Annotated in this window: 17 protein-coding genes and 1 pseudogene; 13 read left to right on the top strand and 5 right to left on the bottom strand. The window is 35.9% G+C overall.

What is annotated here, in order from left to right:
- The first annotated feature begins 95 nt into the window (after nucleotides 1–95).
- The 9 genes from ACJJVU_RS00470 to ACJJVU_RS00430 all read left to right on the top strand — a co-directional run bounded on the left by ACJJVU_RS00470 (nucleotide 96) and on the right by ACJJVU_RS00430 (nucleotide 11,913).
- Complete coding sequence (locus tag ACJJVU_RS00470) at nucleotides 96–1,256, top strand: homogentisate 1,2-dioxygenase (RefSeq protein ID WP_405221058.1); 1,161 nt, start codon at nucleotides 96–98, stop codon at nucleotides 1,254–1,256.
- Nucleotides 1,257–1,264: 8 nt separating this feature from the next.
- Nucleotides 1,265–1,738 carry a CCC motif membrane protein gene (locus tag ACJJVU_RS00465; RefSeq protein WP_405221055.1) on the top strand — a complete coding sequence of 158 codons (474 nt, stop codon included), beginning with the start codon at nucleotides 1,265–1,267 and terminating at the stop codon, nucleotides 1,736–1,738.
- A 119-nt stretch (nucleotides 1,739–1,857) separates the two neighbouring features.
- Nucleotides 1,858–3,018 (top strand): 4-hydroxyphenylpyruvate dioxygenase, encoded by a 1,161-nt coding sequence (gene hppD, locus ACJJVU_RS00460; protein ID WP_405221052.1) that lies wholly within the window; start codon nucleotides 1,858–1,860, stop codon nucleotides 3,016–3,018.
- A gap of 160 nt (nucleotides 3,019–3,178) precedes the next feature.
- Complete coding sequence (locus ACJJVU_RS00455) at nucleotides 3,179–3,997, top strand: DUF3108 domain-containing protein (protein WP_405221049.1); 819 nt, start codon at nucleotides 3,179–3,181, stop codon at nucleotides 3,995–3,997.
- A gap of 103 nt (nucleotides 3,998–4,100) precedes the next feature.
- Entirely contained in the window at nucleotides 4,101–5,039 is a 939-nt protein-coding gene (locus ACJJVU_RS00450) for a tryptophan 2,3-dioxygenase family protein (RefSeq protein WP_298322627.1), read from the top strand.
- Complete coding sequence (locus ACJJVU_RS00445) at nucleotides 5,039–6,346, top strand: peptidoglycan DD-metalloendopeptidase family protein (protein WP_405221046.1); 1,308 nt, start codon at nucleotides 5,039–5,041, stop codon at nucleotides 6,344–6,346. The genes ACJJVU_RS00450 and ACJJVU_RS00445 overlap by 1 nt, the downstream gene beginning before the upstream one ends.
- A gap of 18 nt (nucleotides 6,347–6,364) precedes the next feature.
- The gene (gene pgi, locus ACJJVU_RS00440) at nucleotides 6,365–7,978 is read left to right on the top strand and encodes a glucose-6-phosphate isomerase (RefSeq protein ID WP_405221043.1); all 1,614 of its coding nucleotides are present in this window, start codon (nucleotides 6,365–6,367) and stop codon (nucleotides 7,976–7,978) included.
- 169 nt (nucleotides 7,979–8,147) lie between these two features.
- Nucleotides 8,148–11,366 carry a carboxypeptidase regulatory-like domain-containing protein gene (locus tag ACJJVU_RS00435; protein WP_405221040.1) on the top strand — a complete coding sequence of 1,073 codons (3,219 nt, stop codon included), beginning with the start codon at nucleotides 8,148–8,150 and terminating at the stop codon, nucleotides 11,364–11,366.
- Nucleotides 11,367–11,478: 112 nt separating this feature from the next.
- On the top strand, nucleotides 11,479–11,913 hold the full coding sequence (locus tag ACJJVU_RS00430; RefSeq protein ID WP_405221037.1) for a hypothetical protein: 435 nt from the start codon (nucleotides 11,479–11,481) through the stop codon (nucleotides 11,911–11,913).
- 116 nt (nucleotides 11,914–12,029) lie between these two features.
- Here ACJJVU_RS00430 and ACJJVU_RS00425 read toward each other — a convergent pair.
- The 4 genes and pseudogenes from ACJJVU_RS00425 to ACJJVU_RS00410 form a co-directional block, all read right to left on the bottom strand.
- A pseudogene (locus ACJJVU_RS00425) lies at nucleotides 12,030–12,293 on the bottom strand (endonuclease/exonuclease/phosphatase family protein); the annotation flags it as partial.
- Between the two features lie 3 nt (nucleotides 12,294–12,296).
- The gene (locus tag ACJJVU_RS00420) at nucleotides 12,297–14,150 is read right to left on the bottom strand and encodes a DNA/RNA helicase domain-containing protein (RefSeq protein ID WP_405221034.1); all 1,854 of its coding nucleotides are present in this window, start codon (nucleotides 14,148–14,150) and stop codon (nucleotides 12,297–12,299) included.
- Nucleotides 14,147–14,476, bottom strand: a complete 330-nt coding sequence (locus tag ACJJVU_RS00415) for a nucleotide pyrophosphohydrolase (RefSeq protein WP_405221032.1) — start codon at nucleotides 14,474–14,476, stop codon at nucleotides 14,147–14,149. Before ACJJVU_RS00415 ends, ACJJVU_RS00420 begins: the two co-directional genes overlap by 4 nt.
- A gap of 4 nt (nucleotides 14,477–14,480) precedes the next feature.
- Entirely contained in the window at nucleotides 14,481–16,448 is a 1,968-nt protein-coding gene (locus ACJJVU_RS00410) for a tetratricopeptide repeat protein (RefSeq protein WP_405221029.1), read from the bottom strand.
- A 278-nt stretch (nucleotides 16,449–16,726) separates the two neighbouring features.
- Between ACJJVU_RS00410 and ACJJVU_RS00405 the strand changes: the two genes are divergently transcribed.
- Complete coding sequence (locus tag ACJJVU_RS00405) at nucleotides 16,727–17,347, top strand: choice-of-anchor J domain-containing protein (protein ID WP_405221026.1); 621 nt, start codon at nucleotides 16,727–16,729, stop codon at nucleotides 17,345–17,347.
- A 9-nt stretch (nucleotides 17,348–17,356) separates the two neighbouring features.
- Here ACJJVU_RS00405 and ACJJVU_RS00400 read toward each other — a convergent pair whose 3' ends face one another.
- The gene (locus tag ACJJVU_RS00400) at nucleotides 17,357–18,340 is read right to left on the bottom strand and encodes an endonuclease (RefSeq protein WP_405221023.1); all 984 of its coding nucleotides are present in this window, start codon (nucleotides 18,338–18,340) and stop codon (nucleotides 17,357–17,359) included.
- Nucleotides 18,341–18,409: 69 nt separating this feature from the next.
- On the opposite strand from ACJJVU_RS00400, the gene hflX reads away from it, so the two are divergent.
- From hflX to udk, 3 genes are all read left to right on the top strand, one after another.
- Nucleotides 18,410–19,639 carry a GTPase HflX gene (gene hflX, locus ACJJVU_RS00395; protein ID WP_144782857.1) on the top strand — a complete coding sequence of 410 codons (1,230 nt, stop codon included), beginning with the start codon at nucleotides 18,410–18,412 and terminating at the stop codon, nucleotides 19,637–19,639.
- Between the two features lie 125 nt (nucleotides 19,640–19,764).
- A complete protein-coding gene (locus ACJJVU_RS00390; RefSeq protein WP_405221020.1) occupies nucleotides 19,765–21,663 on the top strand; it encodes a PQQ-binding-like beta-propeller repeat protein in 1,899 nt (632 codons plus the stop codon).
- A 160-nt stretch (nucleotides 21,664–21,823) separates the two neighbouring features.
- Nucleotides 21,824–22,432 (top strand): uridine kinase, encoded by a 609-nt coding sequence (udk, locus tag ACJJVU_RS00385; protein WP_013750357.1) that lies wholly within the window; start codon nucleotides 21,824–21,826, stop codon nucleotides 22,430–22,432.
- Nucleotides 22,433–22,434 lie beyond the last annotated feature (2 nt).

Raw genomic sequence — 22,434 nt, 5'->3', positions numbered from 1 at the left:
TTACCTATACTTCTTAATTTCCTCATAAAGAGGAACCCAGAATAGATTGCTTTACTTGATTTTGAGTAACTTTAAGACAATCTAAAAACACAACAATGCCTTTTTATCATAAGTTGGGAGATATCCCTCATAAGCGTCACACTCAGTTTCGTAAGCCAGATGGTTCATTATATTCCGAACAATTGTTTGGTACCATAGGTTTTGACGGGATGAGTACAAATAGCTATCACGTACATAGACCTACGCAAGTAAAGGAAATACTAAAGCAATACTCGGTAAAACCAGAAATTGCAAAGGAAAATAACATGCAATCGTATCGTTTTCGTGGTTTTCAAATAAAGCCAGAAAAGGATTATTTAGAAAGTAGGAAAGCCGTACTTACTAACAGTGATTGTACTATCATACTTGCAGCCCCTCAAGAACGCACACAAGATTATTTTTATAAAAACACGGATGCAGATGAACTTATATTTGTTCATAAAGGCACCGGAAAACTGCGCACACACTTAGGAAATCTTGATTTTAAATATGGAGATTACTTACTCATTCCTAGAGGAGTTATCTACAAGATAGATTTTGATACGGATGATAATAGACTCTTTATAGTAGAGTCGCGCAGACCTATTTATACTCCTAAGCGTTACCGTAATTATTTTGGTCAACTGCTTGAGCACTCTCCATTTTGTGAGCGTGACTTAAGACAGCCGTATGAGCTAGAAACTAACGATGAGAAAGGAGAGTTTCTAATCAAGGTTAAAAAGCAAGACGATATTTTTGAGATGGTATATGCTTCTCATCCTTTTGATGTAGTAGGATATGATGGATATAATTATCCATATGCATTCTCAATTCATGATTTTGAACCTATAACTGGTCGCATCCACCAGCCGCCACCAGTGCACCAGACATTTGAAACAGATGCCTTTGTAATCTGTAGTTTTGTGCCTAGAAAGTATGATTATCACCCGCTCAGTATTCCAGCGCCATACAATCATAGTAATATAGATAGTGATGAGGTGTTGTACTATGTAGATGGTGATTTTATGAGCCGTACAGATGTAGAGGCGGGACATATTTCTTTACACCCAGCAGGTATTCCTCACGGTCCGCACCCAGGAACTGCAGAGAAAAGTATAGGAAAAGAGGGGACAGAAGAGCTTGCAGTAATGGTAGATACTTTTAAACCACTTATGGTTTGTAAAGATGCCATGGCAATTGCAGACGAGAGTTATTATCAAAGCTGGCTAGACCACTAAACATCAATATGCAAAATAAATTACCTGCAGATCCGTCTGCATTAATATTAGGAATCGTTGGCCTAGTGATAGGTATTGCCGGTTGCTGCTGTTATGGATTTACAGCAATCATTCCATTAGGATTGAGTATCGCAGGACTTGTGATGGCAAATAAGAGCATGAAACTATATCGCTTAAACCCAGAAGAATTTTCTGAGTCGAGCAGGAGCAACGTTTCCATAGCACGCGTTCTTAATATTATTTCCATCATTTTAAATGGGTTGTTTTTACTTATCGTGATAGGAGCACTTGCATTTTTAGGAGTTGCTGGTATGACAGGAGCATTTGATGATCTTACAAATGACGCATACAGTACAGATAACAACTGGGAGTATGAAGATGACTTTAATGATGATGTGTTTATGGAAGAAGAAGTAGACTCTATAAGTACAGATTCTATTTTCTTAAACGAGGTATTTTCAGAAAGAGATAGTATTGATTAATTACGCTTTCGCGAAAGCGTAACAAAAACAACATAACAATCTGCTTAGGCAGAAGACTTATCAATTAGTATTAATAGTGAAGTAATAGCTTAAACTAACTTCACCGAAAAGTAACAACTATGAGCAAAGACTTAAAATCTGTAGACTACGGATTAGAAAAAATATTTGAAGGAGCGCAGGATTTTCTTCCGCTTCTAGGGACAGACTATGTGGAGTTTTATGTGGGTAATGCAAAACAAGCAGCACACTTTTATAAAACGGCATTTGGTTTTCAATCATATGCTTACAAAGGTCTTGAAACTGGATCTCGAGATGAGGTAAGTTATGTGCTTAAGCAAGATAAAATACGCATTGTACTTACTACACCGCTTAACAGTAAGTCACCTATAAACGATCACATTGTAAAGCATGGTGATGGTGTAAAGGTGGTTGCTTTATGGGTAGAAGATGCAAGAAGTGCCTATGAAGAAACCACAAAACGTGGAGCAAAATCATATTGCGAGCCATTTGTAGAGAGTGATGAACACGGTGAGACTGTACGCGCAGGAATTTATACTTATGGGGAAACCGTACACATGTTTGTAGAACGTAAAAACTACAAAGGAGTATTTTTACCAGGATTTAGAAAATGGGAGTCAGATTATAATCCAGAGCCTACAGGTTTAAAATATGTAGATCATATGGTAGGTAATGTGGGCTGGAACCAGATGAATACTTGGGTGAAATTTTATGAAGAGGTGATGGGGTTTGTAAATTTCTTGTCTTTTGATGATAAGCAAATTCACACAGAATACTCGGCACTTATGAGTAAAGTGATGAGTAACGGGAACGGTCGTATTAAATTCCCGATAAATGAACCAGCAGAGGCAGCAAAGAAATCCCAAATAGAAGAATATTTAGATTTTTATGAAGGAGCTGGTGTACAGCACCTAGCTCTTGCTACAGATGATATTATTAAAACAGTAGCGCAGCTTAAGGCTCGTGGTATCGAGTTTTTACCACCACCGCCACAAACGTATTATGACGATATCCCACAAAGGCTGGGTGAGCACATGAAAGTGATGAAGGAGGATATAGAACGTTTACAAGAGCTTTCTATCCTTGTAGATGCAGATGAGGATGGATATTTACTTCAGATATTTACAAAACCATTAGAAGACAGACCAACCCTATTTTTTGAAATCATACAACGTATGGGAGCAAAAGGATTTGGAGCAGGAAACTTTAAGGCACTTTTTGAGTCTATAGAAAGAGAGCAAGCACAGAGAGGAACTTTATAACTTCTTAAGTGCGCTTTCGCGAAAGCGTAACGCTGTTATTTACACAATTACAATTATTTAACTAAAACTTCGTCTTAGAAATAGGACGGAGTTTTTTGTTATTCTATTTTTGGAATAACAATTGTATTATATGCTTTGTACAACCAAATAACGACCTAAGATGAAGTCACATAACAAATACATACCTGCCTTATTAATAATGATAGTACTTCTTGTGAGTACTGCCTTTATGCAGGCGCCAGTAAGTAATGGTGTGATGAAACATAAGGATACATATCAAGCGGGAGAATGGCTCAAATTTAGAGTACACTACGGGCTTCTTACTGGCGGTTATGCTACTATTGACATTAAAGATGCTACTTATAAAGGAAAGCCAGTGCATCACATAAAAGGCTTTGGCGAGACTACAGGTATTGTGGGATTAGCCTTCGGAGTAGAAGATTACTATGAAAGCTGGGTAGATAAAAAGACAGATTTGCCATATAAGTTTCTTCGTAAAATAGATGAGGGTGGTCATACTAAGAATAAAGTCATAGAGTTTGATCAAGTGGCACATAAAGCGCATATAAACGATATAAAGCGTGATAAGAAAACCACTATTGATACAGAGCCAGGCATTCAGGACATGGTCTCTGCAATGTATTACTTGCGTAATAATCTTACTACAGACGGGCTAAAGGCAGGTGATGAAGTCAATCTCACTATGTTTTTTGATGGGGAAAACTATCCATTTAAAATGCGTTTTTTGGAAAGAGAGACGATTCGCACGAAGTTTGGGAAGGTAAAGACATTAGTTTTTAGACCACTTGTACAGTCTGGTCGTGTTTTCCAAGAAAAAGAAAGTCTTACCATATGGGTAAGTGATGATGATAATAAAATACCGCTTCGTATTAAGGCGGAATTATCTGTAGGCTCACTTAAAGCAGATCTAGACGCTTATAAAGGACTTAAGCATCCTTTTGAGATCGTGTTTGATTAAGGATTTTGTAAATTGCCACTTAATAAATCAGGCAACACAGCGTTGATGTTTATCAAATATGAAGTATTTGATAAGCTCAATATTTACAGTCCAATAATCACTCATGAAAAAGCCCATTCAACCAGACATAGAAAAAATCATCAATCAGCTTGATGATAAGTATGAGAAGATAGATCAAGATCTTGATGATCATCTTGAAGGATTACTGCAAAGTAAGCCTATTACTTATTGGGACTACATCCATACAGACGCATTATTAAGTTTGCAGTTGCCACGCACGAGCATGCCAGATGAAAATGTGTTTATCATGTACCATCAAGTTAATGAGCTGCTATTTAAAATGGTACTTTGGGAGATTGAGCAAGTAGCTCACCATCCTAATCTTACAGTAGATTTTTTTAGTTCTCGTTTAGGGCGCATAAGTAGGTATTTTGATATGCTTACAAGTTCTTTCTCGATTATGCAAGAAGGAATGGATGTCGAGCAGTACATGAAATTTAGAAAAACCCTTACTCCAGCTAGTGGTTTTCAAAGTGCGCAGTATAGAAAAATTGAGTTTGCAAGTACAGATTTAATAAATCTTATAGATAATCGCTTTCGCGAAAGCATAGACCGCAATACTCCTTACGAACATGCGTTAGAACATCTATATTGGCAAGCCGCCGGCAAGAATTATCATACTGGTAAAAAATCTTATTTGCTCACAGCCTTTGAAGAGAAGTATAAAAACGACTTTGTAGCGTTTACAAAAGAATATAATACTATAAATTTGTATGCCCGCTTTAAAAGTTTACCTCAAGAAGTCCGTGAGAATCAAAAGTTACGTGATGCTATGCGTCACTACGATTACACAGTAAATGTTACTTGGGTAATGTCTCATTATCATGCTGCAAATCACTACTTAAATAATGGTGAGAAAGTGGTAGAGGCAACAGGCGGAAGCGAATGGACAAAATATATGCACCCTAAATACCAGCGACGTATTTTCTTTCCAGAAGTCTGGACTGCAGAAGAGCTTGCAAACTGGGGGCATGATGTATAATGAATGACAACTTACTTTTTGTGAAATATAACCACCTATATCTTTTAGTTTTTTTTAGTTTTTTAGTTTTTGCTTGCGGTGACGCTACCTCAGATACGGTAGATGACGAAGAAATTTATACGGCGCCACCAGAAGTAGTCAAAGAGTACGGTTACGTGCTTGATGATTATATTGTAGAGCGAGATACTGTGCAGTCTGGAGATAGTTTTGGAAAAATTCTTTTTGATGCAAATGTAGATTATGCAACTATAGAAGAGATTTCTGACTCTGTTGTGTCGGTATTTGATACTCGGAAAATTAGAAAAGGAAAGCCATATGTCTTACTTAAATCAAAAGACTCTCTTGAGGCTGCTCAGGTATTTATTTATGAGCAAAATAGGGAAGATTACGTCGTGGTAGATTTTAAAGAAAATGTAAAAGCTGCGGCAAGAAAACATCCTACAACAACTTATGAGCGTGAAATCTCTGGAGTAATAAACAGCAATCTATCTTCTACTTTTGATGATCTTGGCGTAAGTGTAAATGTTGCTTATAAAATGGCAGATATTTATGCGTGGACCATTGATTTCTTTAAACTTCAAAAAGGTGACCGCTTCAAGGCAATTTATGAGGAACGCTTTGTAAATGATACAATTCCTGCGGGAGTAGGTAAAATTAAAGCTGTTCTTTTTGAACATGCAGGACGTGAGATTTATGCATTTAGATTTGCAAATGACTCGCTAGCTGGAGGTTTTGACTACTTTGATGAAAATGGAGACAACCTACGTCGTGCATTCTTAAAAGGCCCACTTAAGTTCAATAGAATCTCATCTAGATATAATCTTAAGCGACGTATAAAGTACTATGGTTATAAGTTGCGTCCACATAAGGGAACAGACTTTGCTGGAGCTATAGGTACTCCTATTCTTGCCACTGCAGATGGGGTGGTGACTAAATCTGAACGACGTGGAGGTAACGGTAATTATGTAAAAATACGCCACAATGCTACTTATGATACGCAATACCTACACATGCAAAAAAGAGCTGTAAAAGTAGGGCAGTCTGTGCGTCAAGGAGATGTAATAGGAACTATAGGGATGACAGGAAATTCTGGTGGACCTCACGTGTGTTATCGTTTTTGGAAAAATGGAAAACAAGTGGATCCTTTTAGAGAAGATCTTCCAGCATCAAAACCGCTAGATGAGCTACTCAAGCCTATTTACGATAGTATACGCAAGCCTCTCAGATTGCAATTAGATAATATTCCATTTATGAGTGAAGCAGAAATGGAATTTGCACAACAGCAAACAGAAGAAAAACAACAATAATCTTATAGAACCTACCTAATGAAAAGTATAAACCCAACTACAACGGCAGCTTGGAAAGCATTAGAAACGCATTACAAGGAAACAAAAGATACGCTATTAGTTGATCTTTTTAAGGATAGCGCTCGTGCAGAAGAGTTCACAATCATTTGGGATTCTTTATATGTAGATTATAGTAAAAATAGAATCACAACAAAAACTCGTGAGCTACTCGTGCAACTGGCAGAAGAGGTTGGCTTAAAAGAGGCAATTGACAGCTATTTTGGTGGGGATGCAATAAATGCTACCGAAGATAGAGCAGTGATGCATACCGCGCTACGTGATGAAAAGAGTGACGCTTTTGCTAAGGAAGAGGTGAATGAAGTAAAAAAGTCAATCGAAATTTTTACTGAAAAAGTTATTTCTGGTAAGCATAAAGGAGCTACCGGTAAAGAGATTACAGACGTTGTGAACATAGGTATAGGTGGATCAGATCTTGGGCCAGTGATGGTTGTTGAGGCATTGCAGTATTACAAAAACCACTTGACTACGCATTTTATATCAAATGTAGATGGTGATCATGTAATGGAGACCATTAAAAATCTTAATCCAGAAACAACGCTTTTTGTAATAGTATCTAAGACGTTTACAACTCAAGAGACATTGAGTAATGCCACAACAGTAAGAAAGTGGTTTGTAAATCAACTAGGAGAAGAAGCGGTAAGTAACCATTTTGTTGCAGTGTCAACAAATGAGGAGGCTATTGCTAGCTTTGGTATTTCTTCAGATAATGTATTCCCTATGTGGAACTGGGTAGGAGGACGCTTTTCTCTTTGGAGCTCAGTAGGTTTATCTATAGCGCTTGCTGTTGGTTATAAAAACTTTGAAGGCTTACTGCATGGCGCATTTAAAATGGATGAGCATTTTAAAAACACGTCATTTGATCAAAACATTCCAGTGATTACGGCACTCTTAAGTGTGTGGTATAATAATTTTTATGGAGCAGAAACAGAAGCTGTTATTCCCTACTCTCAATATTTACACAGACTTCCGGCATACTTGCAGCAAGCAATTATGGAAAGTAACGGGAAGAGCGTAGATCGCAACGGTGACCGTGTTACCTATGAAACTGGAAATATTATTTGGGGTGAACCTGGAACAAACTCACAACACGCATTTTTCCAATTGATACATCAAGGAACGAAATTAATTCCTGCAGATTTTATTGGTTTCAAAAAGTCACTTCACGGTAATCAAGATCACCATGATAAGCTTATGGCAAATTTCTTTGCACAAACTGAAGCACTCATGAATGGTAAGACTGTTTCTCAAGTGGAGCAGGATTTTGAAGGTAGTACGCTTTCGCGAAAGCGTATAGAAGAACTTACCCCGTTTAAAGTTTTTGAAGGAAATAAGCCTACTACCACTATTTTAGGGGAGAAGCTTACTCCAGAGAGCTTAGGGTCACTGGTAGCAATGTATGAGCATAAAATCTTTGTACAAGGAGTGATATGGAATATATACTCTTATGATCAATGGGGCGTTGAACTAGGAAAACAACTTGCAAAAAAAGTGCTTAATGAGTTTAGTACTGGAACAAGTGAAAATCATGATGGTTCTACTAAGAATTTAATGAAATACTATAAAGAAGTGTAGTAAGCGATTGACTATTAGTATTTTATTGAGAAACCCTTCAGGCTAATGTTTGAAGGGTTTTTTTGGTTTTACGAAATGAAAAAACCTTCTCGTATAAGTTAACGTTAAGTTAATATTGGCACTCCACAAATTTAGAGTAATTTTGCAGCGCTAATTATTAACAAATATCATGAAGAAAATTACATTTTTATCATTGATCGCCATGTTTCTAGTGACGGTATCGTCATTAGCACAAGGGGTAACGACAAGTTCTATCTCTGGACGTGTGTTAGACAACACAGAAGGTCCATTGCCTGGAGCAAACATTGTTGCAACACACGTACCTACAGGTTCTGTGTATGGAGCAGTAACAGATTTTGATGGTTTTTACCGTCTAACGAACTTAAGACCAGGTGGTCCTTACAATGTTACGATTACTTACGTAGGATTTGAGGATTATGCACTTAATGGTTTTTCACTTACTCTTGGGGAGACTAAGAGAGTTAGTACTACAATGGCAGAGAATGCAAATTCTCTAGATGAAATTGTAATTACTGCACAGCCTAACAGCATTTTTGATGCTAACAAAACTGGATCTGAAACTGCTATTAGTCAACGTCAAGTAGATGCGTTACCTAACATTTCTAGATCTATTTCAGATTTTGCACGTCTTACTCCTGAAGCACAGGTGAGAGGTGATAACCAATTATCTATTGGTGGTCAAAACAATCGTTACAATGCTCTTTATGTAGATGGAGCAGTAAACAACGATGCATTTGGTCTTTCTGGATCAGGAACAAATGGAGGTCAGACTGGTGTAAACCCAATCTCTATTGATGCTATTGAATCTTTTCAAGTAAACGTTGCTCCTTATGATGTGACTATTGGAGGATTTGCTGGTGGTGCGATTAGTGCTGTAACAAAATCTGGTTCTAACGAATTTGAAGGTTCTGCTTACTACCTTTTCAGAAACGAATCTCTTGCAGGAAAAACTCCTGGTGATTTTGAAGATGATAATGATAGAGAAAAGCTTGCTGAGTTTTCAGCAAAGACTTTTGGTATACGTGCAGGAGGACCTATTATCAAGGATAAATTATTCTTCTTTGTAAACTATGAAGGTCAAAACGATGAAACTCCACAACCATTTGATGGTGACTATGCAGGAGATTCAGGACTAGAAGGAGTTGCAACTTTTAAGCAATTCTTAATTGATGAATACGGATACAACCCAGGAACATTTGATAACAACACAAGAACTTTAGAAAGTAACAAAATTCTTTTTAAGTTAGATTGGAACATCAACGAGAATCATAAATTATCTGTACGTAATAACTTGGTGAAAGCTGATTTCTTTGGAATAGGTCGTTCTAGTTCAAGAACAATTAACTTCACAGGAGCTGCTCAAAACTTTGAATCTAATACAAATACTGCATCTTTAGAGCTTAACTCTACTTTTGGTAATAAGTATGCAAACAGATTCATCCTTGGTTACACAAGAGTACGTGATGATAGAGGAACTAATGGAAGTCCTTTTCCTACTATTGAGATTAACGATGGTGATGCAAGAATTTTTGCTGGATCTGAGCCTTTCTCAACAGCAAACTTACTTGAGCAAGATATCTTCACACTAACAAACAACTTTCAGATATTTTCTGGACGTCATACAGTTACTTTAGGAACTCACAACGAGTACAGTAAAGTAAAGAATGTGTTTTTTGGACGTAACTTTGGAGAGTACACTTATAACTCTTTAGAGGATTTCTATAATGATGATGCTAACGAATATCGCAGTAGTTATTCACTTTTAGGTGGTATAGGTGATGATTCTGTTGGAGCTGCTGAATTTGATTTATTCCAATTAGGATTTTATGCTCAAGACGAAGTACAAATGTCTGAGACTTTTAAAATGACTGCTGGTTTAAGAGTAGATTTACCGGTTTGGGATGATGGAAGAGGAAACTCTGACTTCAACACAAGAACTGTTGGTTTATTAGAAGCTGCTGGAAAAGATTTACAAGGTGCACGTGTAGGTCAAGGGCCTAAAACAACTGCACACATCTCTCCGCGTTTAGGGTTTAACTGGGATGTAAAAGGAGATAAGACAACACAAATACGTGGAGGTCTAGGTTTATTTACTTCTAGAATACCATTAGTGTGGCCAGGTGGAGCGTATAACAATACAGGTACTGTTGTAGCAAACACAAGAATATTTGGAGACGGAGTTCCTGCTTTTAATCCTGATGTTAACAATCAATTTCAACAAGAAGGAGAATTTCAAGGAAACATTGATTTACTTGCCGAAGATCTTAAATTACCACAGGTATTTAAAAAGAGTTTAGCGGTTGATCAAAAATTAGGGAATGGATTTACAGTATCTGCTGAGGTTTCTCACAGTAGTGTAATTACTGGTCTTCAACTTGAAAACTTAAACTTAGAAGGACCACAGTTTATGACTACAGGAGCTGGAAGCCGTGCAAACTATGGTGGACAAGACGTAGACGGTACTTATGGAGGAATTTTCTTAATATCTAATACAAATGATGGTGAGGCTTTTAATACATCTGCTACATTATCTAAGAATTTTTACTCTACAATGGTAGACGTGAGAGCTAGTGCAACTTATTCTTATGGTCGTTCTACTACTGTATTTGAAGGGACATCTTCTCAGAATATATCTAACTGGGCATTTAACGAAAGTGTAAATGGGTCTAACCAACTTGGAACTTCAGTTTCTGACTTTAGCCAAGGACATAGAACGCTTGCAAACGCAGTTGTTGATATTAAATGGTCAGAAAATATAAAAACATCTATTGGTCTTTTCTATGAAGGAGCAGAAGGAACTCCATATAGCTATGTTGTAGGTGGAGGTAACAGTAACCGCTTAATTAATGATACAGGTGAAGGATTTACTCCATTACCATTTGTACCAGCTAATTTTGCAGACGCAAACTTAATTGATGATACAGATAGAGATGGTAACGTAACTGCAACTGCAGAGGAGCAGTGGGTAGCACTTAATGCTTTTATCGAAGGCGATGATTACTTAAGCACACGTAGAGGAGAATTTGCTCAACGTAACAGAAACAGAGCAAGATGGAGTCACGTAGTAGATTTAAAGTTTACTCAAGATTTTGCACTTCAATTCGGTGAGAAGAAACATGCTTTCCAATTATCTGCAGATGTATTTAACTTCACAAACTTAATCAACAAGGATTGGGGAAGAAGATACTTTACAAGTGGATTTGATACTGCTACTCTTGTCAACTTTGAAGGATTTGCTGATGATGGTACTACTCCAGAATTCACATTTAACGATGGTGTAGAAAGAGGTCTTGATCAGATTGATGATGCAGGATTTAACTCTTCAAGATGGCAAATGCAAATAGGTCTTCGTTATATCTTTAACTAAGAACTATTATCACATAATTGCAATCGCAATAATAAAGCCGCTACTGGAAACAGTAGCGGCTTTTGTTTTTATGGATTATCTTTGAGCTTTAAACTTATTAAACCATTTATTTATGTACTCAGTTGTTCAATTTGTCCATTCGTATTGGGCTTACCTTGTAGTTATCGTTCTTGTGGTTGCCACATTTAATGCACTCACAAAATTCTTTGGAAAAAAAGAGTATGGCGGGAAGGATATGAGCTTGGCTTTATTCACCCTTATAACGATGCACATACAACTGCTTATAGGCCTTGTGCTGTGGGTCGTTTCTCCTAATGGATTGCAGGCTATAAAAGCAAATGGTATGGGAGGACTCTCTAGTCAAGCAAGACAACTTGCTGTAGAACATCCATTTTTAATGATCATTGCAGTGGTACTTGTAACCATTGGTTATTCTAAGCATAAAAAACAACGCCTATCTACGCCTAAATTTAAGAAGATAGCAATCTTTTACACACTTGCACTTATCGCAGTGCTAGCAATTATACCATGGAATCAATGGTTTTAATAGCCATGATTAAATACTTATAAAGGTTATTATTACGCTTTCGCGAAAGCGCAATAGAAAAAATAGAAAGCCCAAAATCTTAATTGATTTTGGGCTTTCTTATGTATGCTGAATTATTAGTCTGCAAATTCTTTCTTAATCACATAAATATAAACCGGAAAGTGGTCGCTATAGCCACCTGTATATCCTCCATTTGCAAAGCTTCTGTAAGGATATCCTTTGTAGCGACCCTTAGGGTTGCTCAAGAAGCTTTTGTTGTAAATGCCGGCTTTATAATATCTGAAAGAGGTGTAGTCATCATCTAGTAATGGCGCACTTATAATTATCTGGTCAAAGAGGTTCCACCCATCGCGATATGCAAGGGTTCCTATTCCTTTTTTAAATTATAATAAATTTTTGAAATACTCATTGGTTTCTTTATCAGTACAATATATATAGCAGCCTTTCATGCCTCTTGTCATTAATGTGCGATAAGTGTTTCTTATAACCTCATCTAATAATGGTTTCCAATAGTCAGGGTTCTTTTTTAAACCACTCTTTGCTCCGAAAATAGTTCTGTCACCACTGTCTCTTGCGGTTGAATCTGTAATTATTTCTCCATTACGTACAATAAGGTCATTCCCTATGATAACGCCAATATAATCTACCTCTAGACCTTGTGAAGTGTGTATGCAACCAATTTCGGTTACTGATTCTGGTTCAATAATCCATTTGCCGCCATAATCCATCATATTCCAGCGCATGTCGAATCCAAATTCTTCATTTTTGAAATCATATTGCTCTGGATTTTTCTTGCTGACCCACTTCCAGCAGTAGCCAGCAACTATGCGAGCTTTATTTTTAATTTTATTTTTAGCATAAATTGTTTGCTGTAATTCTTTGGCAGTATCGAAAACTTTAAAATCAAAGTCGTAATCCAAAGATTTCAAATCATAGTTGGCTGTTTCTTTAATTTGTAATGTATTGTCAAGCCAAGCTAAGTAGCCATCAGATCCGTTACATCGAAATTGTGATTGAAGTTTAAGTTTATGAACTTTAATACCTAATTCTTTAGCGATATCTTCAATCACATCAATTGTAGCGTAGTCGCTCACAGATACACGTTGATTTTCATCTATAAAAAATACTGAAGATAATGATGAATTTAGTATCTCTTTGATTTGATTATCTCCTCTCTTTAAAAACCCAGTTTTTTCAGTAAGTCGATGAGCTTCATCAATTAATAGTGTATTCAATAGGTTTTTAGGAGCATTTATAAAGGTTCCAGAGCCAACGAAGAGAGATTTAAGCTCAGTCATTCTTTTCTGTCCTCTTAGTTTTTCGAAAAAAACATCTCGAGGTGCGGAGGTTTTGGTAACATATTGTGTCATTTTACCTCTTCTGTTAAGCTCTACTAAAAGATTAATTGCCACTACTGATTTTCCAGTACCTGGACCACCCTCAACAATTAATATATTTTTATTTTTTTCATGTGATTTCAAGGCTAAGTCGAGAGCTGTCTCGTAAACAACTTTTTGGTCATCAATCATGATGAACTCTCTATTTCCTTTAATCATGCTTTTTAGGCTATCAGCAAGGCTTTTTGTCGGTTTAATTTTGCCATTATCTATTCTGAACATAATGTCAGATGTATCACCTTGTTTTATGTACTTTTTGATAAATTCACGAAGCTTCAATGCGTCTGGCTTTAAGAATACAGGTGCTTTTTCTAAGTAGTAGTTGTAAAAATCGTTACGAATTGTAGTGTCAGGGATATAATTATGTAAGTATGCGCAGGGGTATAATGATATTGATTCTTCATCTACAGTTTCGTTAAATGAAGTAAGTAAAGCTGCATAAGACCATGCTTGATAAGAAGGGTGACTTGTTTCAGACTTACCGTGTTGGAATCTTGTTCTTACAATCCCATCCTTACTAGTTAATTCTGAATTTTCCCATTGCTTAAGCTCAATAATAACAACATTTTCTTGATTTCCATCATTCCCTGTAATGATAAAATCAACTCTTTTGGAAGTGTGAGGGAGGTGATATTCTATTGAGATACCACAGTCGTTAGGTATTTCATTGTCAGAAACAACTCTTTCCATATAACCTAAGGAGTTCTGGAATGAACGAACTTCGTTTGGGGAAACTTTATTTCCAGTTCTTTCTAAAATATGCTCAGTTATTATATTTCCAATATCATTAGTTAATATATCGCTACTAAAGTCGATTTTCTTCTTATTGTAGATAATCATAAATCTGTATATTTTGTCGAATTACCTTTGGATTTAGAGATTGGATATTTCTTTCCATTTTCCTCTATTTTTTCTAAAACGATTTCCTTGATATCAAAATTATATTTCTCAGCCAGTAGAAAGCTATATGAAAAGACATCAGCTAACTCTTTTTTCACCTTATTTATATCTGCTTCATCATTTTTCTTCCAAAGAAATTCTTCGAGTAGTTCACTTGATTCAATATTAATAGCGATAGCTAAATCTTTAGGGTTGTGAAATTGTTCCCAATCCCTTTCATTTCTAAATTTCAATAAAGCGTTCGTTATTTCTTTTAAATCACTCATGATATTAATTTTTCAAAAATTTCGTTGCTAATTCGTACTCCTTTTCAAATGGTAACTGGAGTTGTGGTAGCATTTCAGGTATAGATAGTGCCCAACTAACGTAGTAGTAAGCTAAAGTCTTATATCCTGAAAAATAGCTATTGCTAATTGATGGTATTATGTAATTGTCCTTTGAAGGGTCGATACCTTGTGTACCTATAGTGGCTATTTCAAAAGCTATTTTTTTAATGTCATCAACAGGTATACTTCCAAAGTATTTGAGTGCATCAGCCATATACATTGCTACGGCTTTGTTAATTTCATCATTAGTGTTCGATTCGAGGAATTTTTTCATTTTCCTGTCATTCGAAGGGTTACTATGGTTAATTCCTAGAGGATCTTCACTGATTTCCTGCAATACAGAATCAATAGTTTTTTTTCTATATTCTGTTTCTGGTATTAATGAATAGAAGTTATCTAAGTTTAAATCTTCTCCCCAATGTTTTATAATTTCATATTCTTCTCCTGGTTTTTTGTCGTCTCTATATTCTTCGAATTCACTGTAAAAAGATTGTGCTTGATTCATTTCTCGTTTTGAGTGATTGAAAAGTTCTAATAGGTCGATATTGAACAAATTCTTAAAATGAATAGCATTGATAAGATTAAAAACTTTTGATGTTGAAAGAATATCTTTCGGGGTGTTTTTTACAATATCCTTATTCGTGTTAGCTTCAACACCTTCTTGTAATATTGATAAAAGAGATAAGAACTGAATTGGTCTTATGGATTTCCAAGTATTATAAATTCTATCTTCTATAAATAAGTCTATTGGAGTATTATACAATTGACTATTTATCCCATTAAAAAGGGCGTTTATATAGCTCTCGATATTATCCTGAGCTACGCCACGTTTTTGAAATTTTTTAATTTCATTTTCTAAAGAATATTTAAATTTTGCTTTATTAGACTCGTTGGTTGTAAATAATTCATTTAACTCTTTTTCTCTAGCTTCGAGTACTAACTCAAGGTGTATGAGTTCATGAAGTATTAAATGGTCGATGCCAAGTCTGTCAGACTTATATTTTACTAGGTGGTGGTCACGTTTGTAATTCTCTGCGAATTCAATTTTAGCTGCAGTATCAATTGAATCATCGCTTTCAATTTTTATTGTTCTTCCTGACAGATATTCTAGCTTGCTAACGTAATCACTTATAATTTTTTCATTATTTGTTTCTGTTGCTATTGTCTTAGCGCTCTCTATTGCTAGATTGAAAGAATTTTGATACAATTCTCTGTTTAAACTTTTGTTTGTTTTTGATAATGAGGTCAAAGCTAGATTAAATGCTTTTTCACTATTACCATCTTGGTTAGCGACTAGAGCAAGTGCGTAGTAAGTATTTGGGTAGTCTTTGTCAACGCTTAATGCTTTTTCAAAATAACTGACAGCATCTTTCTTATTGTTTGTTTGCATTAACTGCACGCCTATATTATTTAGTGTAATACAGTCGTCAGGCTTTATAACCAAAACTTGATTATAATATTTCATCGCAGTTTGGGTGTCATTGAAGTGTTTCGCAAAAATGTTACCCATCATAAGAAGTGCCCACTCATTTTTAGGGTTCCATCTTAGACTGTCTATTAATGAATTAATTGCCTCATCTTGATTACCAAGTTCAGATTCTATTTGACCATTAAGTCTAAAATATTCTGAATTATTTGGATGTTTTTCAATTAATTTTAAAGAGATGATTTTTGCTGCTTCAAATTTCCCTGACTCACATAGAGATATCAATTCGTTATATTCTCTATTTTCTTCACCTACACGAAGACCATCAATTGATATTTTAATTACATCTTCTTCAAAATTTACACTTGGTTTAATATTGTTAACTGTATAAAAATCAATTAATTCCTTCTCAAGATTTTCTAAGTTATTATTCGCTTGTGGAAATAAACTATATATAAAATCGTCTAGTTTAAATATTATTGTCATTTTGAATTTAGGTATTACTCTTTATAACTTTAAAGTCTTAAAATTTAAGAGGAGTCTTTATTATTTGGAGATATCCAATTTGTTGTAATGTTAGAACTTATTAAGATTCTAAAACATTACCGTATTTGACTGTAGATTATTAGTAAAATAACTTTATTACATTCATTATCAGCTACTCCTTCAATTGTCAAAAATAAATAGTTTTAATAGACATCTCGGTTAATTAGATTATAAATGTAAAAATACATTCATTTTTTTTGCAGACTACATATAAACATATGATTAACAATCCAGAAGCAGTCATTTTTGATGAGACAGACCGCTGTGATCCTGTAGAAATAGATTGTGGTCCAGCTAGTGGAATGGGAGAAAATATACTATTTGAAGAGTTTTTTGAGTCGCAAACTAATAACAACCCTATAATAGGTAATGGCTGGACTAATTATCAAGAAGAAGGTACACAAGCATGGGAAGCTTATACGAGCACAGGTCAAAATGCCTCATTAGGTAGGTCTGCAAGAATTGCATCTGCTTTTTCTGGAGATGCGAGAACGGTATCTTGGTTAATCACTCCGCCATTAGATTTTACATCAAATACGGGAGAAACCTTACGTTTTAGAACCTCAAATAGTTTTGCAGACGGCAGTAGGTTGACCATACTTTTTTCTAACGATTGGGATGGCGATGTCACAACAATCGCTGCTTCTACTTGGGATGTGCTAGCAGCAGCAGATATTGTGACAGATAATGATTTCTTTGGAAACTGGATTGACTCTGGTATTGTAGATCTCTCTTGTGTCACAGGTACTGGCTATGTTGCATTTAGATATAACGGATCTGGAAATGCAAGTTTTGACGGTACTTATGAACTTGACGAGATTCAAATTAAAGCAAATTAAAATATCCTTTTAGTCAGGTCTTGTAGATAGAATGCTATAAACCGGAAAGTGGTCGCTATAGCCACCTAAATATCTTTTTCCCGCATAGGTACGGAAGGGTGTTCCTTTAAACTTCCCTTCATATTCTGTGAGAAAAAAGTCATTATAAATATCTGACTTCTCGTAAAGAAGTGTGTTTTCGTGTAGCTGTACAAAATTGTTTGAAAAGATTATCTGATCAAAAATGAACCACTCAAATCTATAGTTTAAACTTCCCTCATATCTTGTTCCTAAGTACAGCATAGGGTTATAAAACTCAGTTTTAACGAGATTGTTTTTTACGCTTTCGCTGTGTGGCCCGTCGTTAAAATCGCCCATGATGATAATCTTTACTTTAGGATCTTCATTCATGAGTTTATCAATAACCTCTCTGTTTCGTTGAGCTGCTGCAATGCGCTTTTGTGAGGTTTCATTCTCACCAGATCTTCGGGAAGGCCAGTGATTTACTAGTATGTGAACAGGATTTCCTAAAAGTTCTCCTTGTACATAGAGAATGTCACGCGTATAGTCTCTGCCACCTTCTTCGGCTTCTAGGTAGAGTGTGATGGGCTCACTCTGTGTTACTTTAAAATCTGCTTTTTTGTATAATAAAGCTACGTCAATACCACGCTCATCTGGAGAGTCATAATGAACAATATCATAACCTTCATCTTTGAGGTTGTCTGTCGCAATAAGTGATTCTAATACGGATCTATTTTCCACTTCGGCAACGCCAAGGAGAGAAGGTGAGGTCTTAGTGTCATCCTTTCCTATGTTTGAGATGACTTTAGATAGTTTGGCTATTTTCTTATTAAACTTATAGCTATTCCACTCCTTAAAACCGTTCGGTGTGAAGTCGTCATCTAGCGTTTCTGGGTTGTTTGTCGTGTCAAAAAGATTTTCTAGGTTGTAAAAGCCTACTGCACATTGTATTTTTTCTTGTTGCGCTTTCGCGAAAGCGGAATCATCCTCCATAATGAATAGTGTCTATGAGTGTTACAATTTAGTCAAAAAGACTGCAATCCATTTGCTACCTTTGTTAATATGATCGAAACAGAAAAAATAGATTATGAAAAGTGTGTGCTGGTGGGGCTAGTTACCCAAAAGCAATCACACGATAAAATGACGGAATACCTTGATGAACTTGAGTTTCTTGCTTATACAGCAGGAGGTGAAGTTTTAAAGCGTTTCTCTCAAAAATTAGAAAAACCTAATCCCAAAACTTTTATAGGGACAGGGAAGATGGAAGACGTTGCTGCATATGTAGAGCAGCACGATGTGGGTACTGTGATCTTTGATGACGAACTTACTCCTGGACAACAACGTAACATAGAAGCAATCTTAAAATGTAAGATTGTAGATCGCACCTATTTGATACTTGACATTTTTGCTCAGAGAGCTCAAACGAGTTATGCACGCACACAAGTGGAGCTTGCTCAGTATGAATATTTGTTGCCTAGACTTACAGGTTTATGGACACACCTTGAACGCCAGCGCGGAGGTATAGGTATGCGTGGACCTGGAGAGACAGAGATTGAAACAGATAGACGTATTGTGCGTGACCGTATTACCTTGCTTAAAAAGAAGATGCTTACTATAGATAAGCAAATGGCTACGCAGCGTGGTAATCGTGGTGCACTTGTGAGAGTCGCTCTCGTAGGTTATACGAATGTGGGGAAGAGTACCCTCATGAATGTAATAAGTAAGAGTAAAGTATTTGCCGAAAATAAACTTTTTGCAACCTTAGATACTACCGTACGTAAAGTGGTGGTAGGGAATCTTCCTTTTCTACTTTCAGACACGGTAGGATTTATACGTAAGTTGCCTACACAGCTAGTAGATTCTTTTAAAAGTACGCTTGATGAAGTGCGTGAGGCAGATTTACTACTGCATGTGGTAGATATTTCTCACCCGCAATTTGAAGATCACATTAATGCTGTAAACCAGATTCTTGATGAGATTGAGAGTATGGATAAGCCTACGCTTATGGTTTTTAATAAGATTGATGCTTATACGGCAGAGGCTTATGACGATGAGGATCTTATGGTAGAGCGCACTGGTGCACATTACACGCTTGATGAGTGGAAAGAAACATGGATGTCACGTACTAATGGTGATGCTATCTTTATATCAGCACTTAACAAAAATAACTTTGAGGAGTTCAGAAAGAAAATCTACGAACGCGTAAGAGAGATTCACGTAACAAGATTTCCTTACAATGCATTTTTATATCCAGAATATGAGGAGCAAGTAGGAAATAGCGAGGAAGAATAGGGTTATTTATTCTTAATAGCGTAATAGAAAAATCGGCTAACTTTAAAAGTTGGTCGATTTTTTTTGCGTAAAAAAACTTTCTAGTTATTAAGTATTATTCAGTAATTTCCCACAAAATTATAAATATGAATAAACTTACTCTTGTTGTCTTATTGTTTTTATCATGCTCAGTCTTTTCACAAAGAGCTGCAGATGAAACACTTGATTTTGACGGAAAAGTCACGGACTTAATTATTGTGCCTTTTAATGGTATTGTAGTTATTTCTGACGGTACAAATCTAAATGCGTATAATCCAGATACAGATGAGAGTCTGTGGGTAACTCCTATACCAAAAGCGAGTAGCGCGTCTGCATTACTAAATGCTGACTTATCTGTTGAAAGTATTTTTAGTACAAACAGAAAAGGATCAGGTTTTGACGTAATACCAGACACGCCTTTCCTTCAGAAGTTTTTTGATAACAGACTTTATATTATAAATAGCTTTGATGGAAATGTGATTTTTGCATCAGATGATAGTGATGTTTTCTTTTTCCAGTCAGAATATCTTTTTGACGAAAATGCACTGCTATTAAGAGGGATGAAAGATAAAAGCTTAGTGATTGCTAAGTATGATCTTAAGAATGAAACGTACCAATGGGAAACAGAAGTTTCAGAAAATTTTGGAACTGTTTTTTCGAAGCTCGCAGCAGCAGCAGGGAAGGATCAAACAGGAGTTACAGATAAGTTAGAGCTTATAGAAGATAAAATTTTCTTACTCGCAAAATCTAAATTTTATGTGTTAGATAATGAGTCTGGTAGTTTATTGTGGAGTGCAGAAGAGAATGATTATGCAGGTTTTAATGCTAATCAAGATGCAACGTATGTGCTTTTAAATGAGTCTAAAGGTTTCTTTGCAGGGAAGTCATTGTTATATCTCAAGAATGCACAAGATGGAAGTCCAGTGTGGGAAGACCCTATTAAAACAAAGAAGCTAGTTCTTTTTGAAGATTGGAAAAATAAAATGCTCTTAGCGCACTATAAGGGATTTAATTTCTATGATTTTGAGACTGGAGAAAAAGTGTGGGAGAAAGATCCTAAAGGAAAGAATATTAAATCTGTAATCCCAGAGGGAACAGATTTTCTTTACGTGTATGACAACGAGATGATGTTAATCGATAAGGACGGACAGAAAAAGTGGAAGAAGGATGTAAAAATCTGTGATGATGATGAAGATCCAGTTTTTTTCTTAGAGAAAACAAAAAACGGAAAAGTACTCTACGTAACAGCTACCTATGCAAATATGGTAGACTATAATACAGGAAAGAAAATATGGAGTGGGAACTTGAAGCTAAACGAAAAGCGACCTACGGTTGCAAAGTTTGACGAGAACACAGGTGATTTTGTAATCTACAATGATGAAAAGTTATATAGATTTAATGAAAACTCAACTGAAAGACCAAAGCCTTATGCAAAGCTTAAACTCAAAGATGAGAAGTTAATTACGAGCATGGAGATTTTTCCTAATAACGTATCTATTTCTGGACAGAGTGAAGTGATTGGTGTAAAAGAAGATGGAGAAGTGCTTTTTCATAATAAATACAAGCAACCAGGTGAATTTGGCAGGAAACTATTGAAAGGTACCATGTCTGTGGTAAAAACAGCTGGTGCCGTAGCCACTACAAATGTTGAGATTAGTCAAGTTACACGAGATGAAAATGGAAACGAGCAGCTTACTAAAGTTGGCGAAATAGGTTTTGACGAAAAGACAAGACAGATAGGAAAAGCAGGTTTCATAGCAGGAAATATTGGTAGTCAGTTTGTAAAAGACAGATACAATGCACTGCAAGAGACAGATGTGTATGCTATCATTTTTGCAAAAGGTGAAAATGGAGAGAAGCTTCTTATTCGTGTAGATAAAGAAACTGGTGAGGAGCTAGATAAAATCACCGTTGATACTAATAAACCAGTCTATGATTATGATCCTGTTACCAAAGATTTATTTTACAGTAGTGGTAAAGAGGTGAAAATATTTAAGGGTAAATAATACAATACTTTATAATTGTAAAAATCGAAGGCTTTCTTAAAGCCTTCGATTTTTTTTGCTCAAAAGCGATGGTTGAGCTTTTACTATTATTCTTGATTTTTTGAAACCTCTCATAAAAGACTAATCCGTAAATAGTACCTTTACCTCAAAATAATATTATATGCTTATTATAGGAATAGGCGGTGGTACCGGAAGTGGTAAGACTACCGTTGTAGATCAGATTGTGTCAGATCTACCAGAAGGACAAGTAACAGTAATTTCTCAAGATTCATACTACAAAGATCTCTCTGCATTATCGATGGAAGATCGTAAGAAGGTGAACTTTGATCACCCTAACGCAATAGATTTTCCTTTGCTTTGCCAGCATCTTGTTGAGCTTAAAGAGGGAAGAAATATTTTGCAGCCTATGTATTCATTTGTTGCGCATAACCGCATTGATGAGACCGTCCTTACTAGCCCTACAAACGTGCTTGTGGTAGAGGGGATTCTTATTTTGACAGATCCTAATATTCGTAATCTTTTTGATATTAAAGTATTTGTGCATGCAGATAGTGATGAGCGTTTAATACGCCGTCTTAAGAGAGATATTGCAGAGCGTGGTCGTGATCTAGATGAGGTGTTAAATAGATATCAAACTACACTAAAGCCCATGCACCAGCAGTTCATTGAGCCTACAAAGGAGTTTGCAGATATCATTATACCTAATAATAGGTACAATACAGTGGCTGTAGATATCGTTCGTAGTATCATAAACGAACGATTACATTAAGG

The organism is Dokdonia sp. Asnod1-B02 (genome assembly GCF_045063955.1).
GTDB lineage: Bacteria > Bacteroidota > Bacteroidia > Flavobacteriales > Flavobacteriaceae > Dokdonia.
This window is presented reverse-complemented; position numbering and strand designations above follow the sequence as displayed.